This is a genomic window from Cellulomonas sp. NPDC055163, assembly GCF_053607065.1.
Genome location: NZ_JBSGSU010000001.1, coordinates 252,265 through 260,364, shown reverse-complemented (window position 1 = coordinate 260,364; position 8,100 = coordinate 252,265). Strand labels below are relative to the sequence as shown.

The following is an 8,100-nucleotide window of genomic DNA, read 5'->3' as shown; positions in this document are numbered from 1 at the left end:
GGGGGGTGGGGGACACCCCTGTGCCTCCCCAAAACCACCTCTTGGGGGGGGGGGGGGGGGCGGTTTTGTTTTTTTTTTTTTTTTTTTTTCTTTTTTTCCCCCCCCCCCCCCCCGAGCCACCCGCGTCCTGCGCAGAGGGGACAGCGCTTCCAGGCGCGGATCCACGGTGAACGGTCGACGGCTGCGCGCGTACGGAGGCGACGGGTGAGGTGGGCCTCCGCTCAGGTCACTCGCACCCGACCCCGTCACCGTCCCGGTCGAGGTGGCTGCCGTAGCCGGGCTCGCCCCGGAGCACGGGCGCCGCTCCCGCCGCACGGGCCGCCGCGCAGTTCTCGTACGCCCCGGTCACCTGCTTGGGCGCCGGCTCGGGCGCGGGGGCCGCCGGGGCGGAGGACCCAGCGCGTGCCGAGACGCGCGCCTCTGCGGCAGCCACCGCGGCCTCGCGCGAGTCGAGATCGGCCTTCGTCGCGTCGATCTCCGCCTGGGCGGCAGCGAGCTCCTGCTCGCGCACGTCGACGGCTGCCTGGCGGGCGGTCGCGTCGGCGAGAGCGGCATCGGCCGACTGCTGCGTCGTCGCCGCAGCGGCCCTGACCGACTCCGCCTCCTCGCGCGTCCGGGCTTCCGACGCACGCGCTGCCTCGAGGCGCTCCGTCGTCGCGTCGAGGTGATCGGAGAGCTGTCTGTACTCCTGCGACGCGGTCGCCGAGGGCTGGCAGCCAGCGCCCACGAGGAGCCCGAAGACGAGTCCTGCGATGACCGAGGCGGCGACGGTGTTCGGGTTGCGCACCCGGCGACCGGTCGTGGGCACCGGATGCGGCCGAGGCGGGTACCCGGACGGTGGAGGAGCGCTCGGGCTCGGCGCCGCCCCGGCTGAGGTTCCCGTCCTGTGCTGCTGCGATGCCGTCCGGTCCACGTCGACCGCCCCCTGTGTGGAGTGAGACGAGTCGACTGCGTTCCGTTCCGACCCGCTTTGTGACGGTATCGCCCGGTCTGACGCGCAGGGAGGAAGCCCGGGGGTGAAGCGTTCCCGCGACCGGGTGAAACGGGCTCGGCCGTGCGTTGAGCGCACCCAGGCGTCCGGCAGCGTCGCGACGGCCACCACCTCACGGTGACATCGCGTCGTAGCGCTCGGTATCATCGTCGGATGGCGACCACGTTGCGTCTTTCCCCTGAGTTGCAGGCGCGCGTCAAGGAGACCGCAGCGCGCGAGCAGCGCTCCGAGCACGCCGTGATCGTCGAGGCGATCGAGCGCTACACCTCGGAGCGGGACCGTCGACGTGACGCAGCGCTCGCGCGCGTCCTGCAGCGCGACAAGCCGATCCTCGACGCGCTCGCGTGAGCTTCGTCTACCTGGAGCTGCGTGACCTGATCCTCTTCGGGAACGCCATCCTCGGGCACGACGCGGAGGTCCGTGACTTCGGGCTGCTGGAGTCAGCGCTGGCGCGTCCGCGTGCAACCGTCTTCGGTGACGACGCCTACCCCGAGCTCGACGAGAAGGCCGCTGCACTGCTCCTGTCGCTCGTCAGCAACCACGCGCTGATCGACGGCAACAAGCGGCTCGGCTGGGTGTCGGCGCTCGTCTTCTACGAGCTCAACGGGCACGTCGTCGAAGCCCCGCACGACGAGGCGATCGACCTCGTCCTCGCAGTCGCGAGCGGAGCGGTCGCCGACGTCACGGTGGTCGCCGAGGCCCTCCGCGCGTGGCGACGGCCGACCTCGGACTAGGGGCGCCGCTACGAGCCGGGAGACCGCACCCGGTCGAGCAGCAGCGTCGCGATGTCGACGACCTCCGGAACCCCGACCTGCGCCGGTGCCCCGCCGTCGGTCGCAGCGGCACCGGCTGACGCCCCCGCCGACGCCGCGTGCGCCGCGACCCCGTCGGACAGCATGACCGTGCAGAACGGGCAGGCCGTCGCGACGACGTCCGCGCCGGTGCCGATGGCCTCGCCCGCGCGCTCGAGGTTGATCCGGGTGCCGAGCTTCTCCTCCATCCACATGCGCGCGCCGCCTGCGCCGCAGCAGAACGAGCGCTCCTGCGTGCGGGGCATCTCGGCGAGCTCGACGCCGGGCAGGGCGCCGAGCAGCTCGCGCGGCGGGGCGTAGACCTTGTTGTGCCGGCCCAGGTAGCAGGGGTCGTGGTAGGTGACCTTCTGGTCCGTGGCCGTACCGTCACCCGGCGCGGCCACCGGCGTCAGCCGCCCGTCCGCCACGAGCTGGTTGAGCAGCTCGGTGTGGTGCAGCACCTGGTACCGCCCGCCGAGCTGCGGGTACTCGCGCGAGAGGGTGTTGAAGCAGTGCGCGCACGTCACGACGATGCGTTGCGCGCCGACCTCGTTCAGCGTCTCGACGTTCTGCGACGCGAGCATCTGGAACAGCATCTCGTTCCCGGCGCGCCGGGCCGGGTCGCCGGTGCAGGTCTCGCCGTCGCCGAGGACCGCGAACGCGACCCCGGCCGTGTCCAGCAGCTCGGCGACCGCGCGCGTCGTCCTCTTCGCCCGGTCCTCGTAGGCGCCCGCGCAGCCGACCCAGAACAGGTAGTCGACCTCGGCCGCGGACTCGACGTCCACGCCGACCTGCGGCACGTCGAACGGCAGGTCCTTGGCCCACGCGAACCGGTTGCGCGCGGGCAGGCCCCACGGGTTGCCCTGGCGCTCGAGCTTGGTGAACGCGCCGCCGAGCTCCTTGGGGAACGCGGACTCCATCAGCACCTGGTAGCGGCGCATGTCGACGATCGCGTCGACGTGCTCGATGTCGACGGGGCACTGCTGGACGCACGCGCCGCACGTCGTGCACGCCCACAGGACGTCGGGGTCGATCACGCCCGAGCCGACGAGGTCGACGTTCGCGTGCGTCGTGTCGACCGGGGCGTCGGCGGCGCGGCCGTCCGACGCGATCGAGCCCTCGCCCTGCTCGGCGCCGCCGGCCGGCCCGGAGAGCAGGTACGGCGCGGTCGCGTACGCGTGGTCGCGCAGCGCGAGCGTCACGAGCTTGGGGGACAGCGGCTTGCCGGTCGCCCACGCCGGGCACTGGTCCTGGCAGCGCCCGCACTCGGTGCACGTCGAGAAGTCGAGCAGGCCCTTCCACGTGAAGTCCTCGATCGCGCCGACCCCGAGCCGCGCGTCGTCGGGCAGGTCCTCGAGCGCCGCGAGGTCGACGGGCTCGCCGTTCACGGTCATCGGCTGCAGCGGCCCGAGCGCCGGGGCGCCGGTCAGGTCACGGCGGGCGTAGATGTTCAGCACCGCGAGGAACCGGTGCCACGCGACGCCCATCGTGGGTTGCAGGCCGACGACGACGAACCACGACATGGACACGAGGATCTTCACGGTCGCCACTACCACGACCGCCGCCTCGAGCGCGCCCGTCGACGCTCCGGCCCACGCGGAGCCGTACCAGGCGGTCAGCGGGAAGTGCAGCGCCGACGCGAGCGGCAGGCCCTCCTGCGCGGCGAGTGCGTACTCGAGGCCCCGCAGCACGAGCACCGCGAGCACGACGAGCAGCACGGTCGCCTCGACGAAGTACGCGGCGGCGGCGTCCGAGCCGAAGAACCGGGACCGTCGCTGCTCGCCCTCGGGTTGCCCCGCGCGCGGCTGGACCCGGACCCGCCGGGCGATCAGCGCCAGGATGCCGAGCAGCGACGCCCACGCGATCGCCTCGGTGAGCCACTCCCACGGCACGAGGTGCCCGAGCAGCGGCAGCGCGGAGCGCGGGTCGACGACCTGCCCGTACCCGGTCGCGAGCGCGAAGAACAGCACCGGGAACGACACCATCACGGCCCAGTGCGCGGCCGTCACGACCGGCGTGTGCTGGAACCGGCCGTGCCCGAGCATCTCGCGCAGCACGAGACCCACGCGGGGACCGACGGGACGCAGGCGGTCGGTCGGCGTCGGGCCGCCGATCCGCACGGTCCGGACGATCGCCGCGAGCCCGCGGGCGAAGACCGCGACACCGACGACGGTCGCGAGGACCACGAGCACGAGGCAGGTCAGATGCAGGGCGTCCACGCGGTCACGCTAGCCCGTCGAGGGGCGGCCGTCGGGGGACGTTCCGCGCCTCGACGGCCGCCGTGCCCCCCGCCCGTCCATGGGCGAGGGGCACGGCACGTGAGGTCCGCCTGCGGTCAGGCGGCCTCACACGTCACGGAGGCCCCCGCCCCCGTGCCGGTGCCCTGGAAGCCGAACGTCGCGGCCTGCCCCGCGGCGACCCGGCCGTTCCAGGCGGCGTTGGTCACGCTGACCGTCCGCCCGGTGCCCGTGAGCGTCCCGTTCCAGGCCTGCCCGGCGGACGCGCCGTCGGGCAGCGTCACGCGGACCACCCAGCCGTCGAGCGCGGACCGCGCCGAGACGTTGACGCTCGCGACGAACCCGCCGGGCCACTGGCTCGTCACGGTGTACGCGGCGGTGCACGCGGACGTCCCGGGGGTCGGCGTGGGCGTCGCGGTCGGGGTGACCGTCGGGGTCGGGGTCGGGGTGACTGTCGGCGTCGGCGTCGGCGTGGGTGTCGGGTCGACGCCGAGCGTCAGGTTGTTCTGCTGCGCCCGCCACGGCGACCGGCACAGCCCGCAGTCCTGGCCGACGAACGCGCGGCCGGCCTGCGTGTCGCCCTTGAGCTGCCACCGGAACCACAGCTGCGCCGCGCGGCCGAACTCGCCGCCGTTGGTCTGGTGGTACGTCCCGCCGTGGCCGACGTCGAGGTTGCCCATGAACGCGGGCAGCCCGGCCGGGAGCTTGCCCCAGTCGTCCATCGCGTTGGGGTACGCGATGTCGCTCGGGCCGCCGATGATGTACGCGATCGGGTGGTCGAGTCGCCGGAGCTGGTAGTCGTCGGCGTCGTTCAGCAGGCCGCTGCTGAAGATCCCGGTCGTGGTGACGCGCGGGTCGCGCGAGACGGCGTAGGCCTCGACCCCGCCGCACGAGAAGCCGGCGGCGCCGATCTCGCTCGTGTCGAGCCGGTTGTACAGCGCGCTCCCGGGCCGGGAGTTCTCCGCGACCGCCCAGTCGATCGACTGGGCGAGCCACGCGGACGTCGAGCTGCCGCCGCCCCCGGGGTTGCCGTTGGAGATCACGAGGAAACCGTGCGAGGCGATCTCGCGCAGGAAGTTCTGGGCCGACGTGCCGTCCGCGGAGCACGCGCCGTTGCTCCACACGACGACCGGCATCCGCTCCGACGGCAGCGTCGCAGGCCGGTAGATCGTGTGGTTCGGCAGGCTCGACGCGGTGCTGTAGTCGGCCGGGTAGGGGCCGGAGCCGCCCGGCGCCGCGGCGGCGGGGGTGAGGGCGGACGTGCCGAGCAGGGCGCCGGCCGCCACGACGGCGGTCAGCGCGGCACGGGCGAGCGGTCGTCTCATCGGGAACCTCCAGGTCGGGCCGAGCTGATCGGGCGGTCGGGTGGTGCGGGTGGTGCGGGTCGAGCGGGTCGTCCGAGGTGGTGCGGCTCGGGACGGGCGCCGAGCGCAGCCACCGGCCAGGGCAGCAGCAGGGAGTCGCAGCCGCTGCGGCTGCCCTGGCCGGTCGAGGGCTAGCGCTGCAGCGTCAGCAGGCCCGGCCGGTACGGCAGCCGGCCGTAGTCGCCACCCGAGCTCGGGGAGCGGCCCTGGTAGAGCAGCTGGAGGTTGCACGGGTCGACCGTCATGGTCTGGTCCGCGCTCACCCGCAGCAGCTCACCGTGGCTGATGTCGTTGGTCCACGTCGCGCCGCTGTTGGCCTTGCCCGCGAACGGGTTGCTCTCCGTGGCGGCCTGCGGCGTCCACGTGCCGTTCAGGCTCGTGGCCGTGAAGGACCGGAAGTAGCGGCCCTGCGAGCCGATGGCCTCGACGATCATGAGGTACCGGCTCTGGCCCTGGAGCTTGTAGACCTGCGGCGCCTCGAACAGGTTGTTCGTGGTGTCGCTCATGATCGTCTGGTAGCTCGACCCGAAGCTGCCCGGGAAGTTCCCGAGCGGCATGCTCGACCGGTAGATCTTGCCGTTGTCACCGGCGAAGAACAGGTACACGTTCTGGTCGTCGGCGATGATCGTCTGGTCGATCGGGCCGGTGCCCGAGCCGGTGATGCTCCCCGAGAAGAGCGTCTGGTGCGGGCCCCAGCTGTTCGGGTTCGACGGGTCGGTCGACGTCCGGTAGGAGAACGCCGGGCCGCCCCACTGGTACGTCATGACCCAGATGTTCTTGGGCGCGAAGTAGAACAGCGACGGCGCGACGGCCGTGAACGGCATCGAGTTCTGGCTCGCGGACGCCATGTCCGACCAGCTCGTGAAGGGGCTGAAGTTCATCGAGCCCCACGACTCGCCGTTGTCGTGCGTCGTGGCGTAGACGAGCTGCTTGCCGTTGTACGGCGCGACCGTGAAGTCCTTGAGCGAGGCCCAGCCGGAGCGCGGGGTCGCGAGCGAGCCGGTCGAGGACCAGCGGTACGACGACGGCAGGGTGCAGGTGCCCGGGCTGGGCGCCGGCGTCGTGGTCGTCGGGGTGGGGTTCGGGTTCGGGTTGCTGCCGCCGACCGGGACGAGCAGCCACTGCTGGTTCGCCCCGCCCCAGCTCGTGTACTGGACGATGTTGCCGCCGTCCGCGGTCGAGGCGCCCTGCACCTCGACGGCCTTGCCGGAGTTGCGGTTGACCAGGGTCACCGAGCCGCCGGTCGAGTCCTGCAGCCGGAACTGCTGGTTGGTCTGGTTGCGGTCGGTGTACTGGACGATCGCGCCGCCGTCGGCGGTCGAGAAGTTGGAGACGTCGAGGACCTTGCCCGAGAGCCGCGACTTGATCTTGTAGTAGCCGTTGCCGGCGTCGACGAACTGCCACTGCTGCTGCGCACCGTCGTTGCGGCTCCACTGGGTGATGCGTGCGCCGTCGGCCGTCGAGAGGTTGTAGACGTCGAGCGCCTTGCCGCTGCCCCGGTTGAGCAGCACGTACGACGCGTTGACGTCGATGGAGCCGTCCGTCGGGGGAGTGGTCGGGTTCGGCGTCGACGTGCCGCCCGCGTTCAGCGCGTTGAGCGTCGAGGTGTAGGCCGCCTTCTTGTTGCCCGAGCCGTCGAACAGCAGCGGGTTGGTGCCGGTGCGCCACGAGTCGGTGTCACGCACGCCCCACACGGTGATGCCGGTGCAGCGGGCGACCGCGAGGCACGCCTTCGTGACCTGTGCGTACGCGTTGGCCTGGTTCGAGCCCTGCTGGATGTCGAGCTCGGTGATCTGCACGTCGACGCCGAGGTCCGCGAACCGCTGGAGGTTCGCCTGGTAGTCGCCCGGCATGCCGGTGCCGAGGTGGCTCTGGAAGCCGACGCAGTCGATCGGGACGCCGCGGGCCTTGAAGTCGCGGACCATGGTGTAGATGCCCGTGGACTTGGCGTTGATGCCGTCGGTGTTGTAGTCGTTGTAGCAGAGCTTCGCGCCCGGGTCGGCGGCGCGGGCGGCGCGGAACGCGGCCTCGATCCAGTCGTTGCCGGTGCGCTGGAGGTTGGAGTCGCGGCGGCTGCCACGGCCGTCGTCGGCGAACGCCTCGTTGACGACGTCCCACGTGTGGATCTGGCCGCGGTAGTGGGTGGCGACCTGGGTGACGTGGTTGATCAGGGCGTTGCGCAGGGCGCTCCCCGACATGCTCTGCATCCAGCCGGGCTGCTGCGCGTGCCACGCGAGGGTGTGCCCGCGGACCTGCTTGCCGTTGGAGCGGGCCCAGGACACGATCCGGTCGCCGTTGGTGTAGGTGAACCGGTTCTGCGACGGCTCCGTCGCGTCCATCTTCATCTCGTTCTCGGCCGTGATCATGGTGAACTCACGGTTGGCGATGCCGATGTAGGTCGAGTCGCTCATGCGGCCCGCGGCGATCGCGGTGCCGAAGTAGCGCCCGCTCTGCGCAGCCGCTGCACCGAGCGTGCTCGCCGCCGACTGTGCGGGGGCGGCGACCACCAGTCCGGCGACCGCCGTGGCGACGGTCAGGCCTGCTGCGACCAGCGCGTGCCGGGTGCGTCGTGACGTCGTGTTCATGCGTACCTCTCTCTGAGGACCGCCGTCGTCGTCGACGTCGGCGCGCAGCCACGGCAGACAGTTCTCCATCGGTGTAGAAACGCCCGCTCGGAGGCCGTGGCCGTCGAATGTTCGCGCTCACATTGGCACGGC

The 8,100-nt window shown here is 72.0% G+C and carries 6 protein-coding genes; 2 read left to right on the top strand and 4 right to left on the bottom strand.

Features of this window, described 5'->3' with window-relative positions:
- Nucleotides 1–226: 226 nt before the first annotated feature.
- Entirely contained in the window at nt 227–808 is a 582-nt protein-coding gene (locus ACWFNE_RS01165; protein WP_452120622.1) for an excalibur calcium-binding domain-containing protein, read from the bottom strand.
- 336 nt (nt 809–1,144) lie between these two features.
- Here ACWFNE_RS01165 and ACWFNE_RS01160 point away from each other — a divergent pair, with 336 nt between their 5' ends.
- Complete coding sequence (locus tag ACWFNE_RS01160) at nt 1,145–1,339, top strand: hypothetical protein (RefSeq protein WP_452120621.1); 195 nt, start codon at nt 1,145–1,147, stop codon at nt 1,337–1,339.
- Nucleotides 1,336–1,725, top strand: coding sequence for a type II toxin-antitoxin system death-on-curing family toxin (locus tag ACWFNE_RS01155; RefSeq protein WP_452120620.1), 390 nt, complete (start codon nt 1,336–1,338; stop codon nt 1,723–1,725). The genes ACWFNE_RS01160 and ACWFNE_RS01155 overlap by 4 nt, the downstream gene beginning before the upstream one ends.
- Before the next feature lie 8 nt (nt 1,726–1,733).
- Here ACWFNE_RS01155 and ACWFNE_RS01150 read toward each other — a convergent pair whose 3' ends face one another.
- The 3 genes from ACWFNE_RS01150 to ACWFNE_RS01140 form a co-directional block, all read right to left on the bottom strand.
- Nucleotides 1,734–4,001, bottom strand: coding sequence for a (Fe-S)-binding protein (locus ACWFNE_RS01150; protein WP_452120619.1), 2,268 nt, complete (start codon nt 3,999–4,001; stop codon nt 1,734–1,736).
- Between the two features lie 116 nt (nt 4,002–4,117).
- A complete protein-coding gene (locus ACWFNE_RS01145) occupies nt 4,118–5,344 on the bottom strand; it encodes a cellulose binding domain-containing protein (protein WP_452120618.1) in 1,227 nt (408 codons plus the stop codon).
- A 170-nt stretch (nt 5,345–5,514) separates the two neighbouring features.
- Nucleotides 5,515–7,968 carry a non-reducing end alpha-L-arabinofuranosidase family hydrolase gene (locus tag ACWFNE_RS01140; RefSeq protein ID WP_452120617.1) on the bottom strand — a complete coding sequence of 818 codons (2,454 nt, stop codon included), beginning with the start codon at nt 7,966–7,968 and terminating at the stop codon, nt 5,515–5,517.
- Nucleotides 7,969–8,100: the final 132 nt, after the last annotated feature.

Coding starts and splice junctions, on each gene's coding strand:
- ACWFNE_RS01140 (WP_452120617.1), bottom strand. CDS start 7,968: ATGAACACGACGTCACGACGCACCCGGCACGCGCTGGTCGCAGCAGGC.
- ACWFNE_RS01160 (WP_452120621.1), top strand. CDS start 1,145: ATGGCGACCACGTTGCGTCTTTCCCCTGAGTTGCAGGCGCGCGTCAAG.
- ACWFNE_RS01145 (WP_452120618.1), bottom strand. CDS start 5,344: ATGAGACGACCGCTCGCCCGTGCCGCGCTGACCGCCGTCGTGGCGGCC.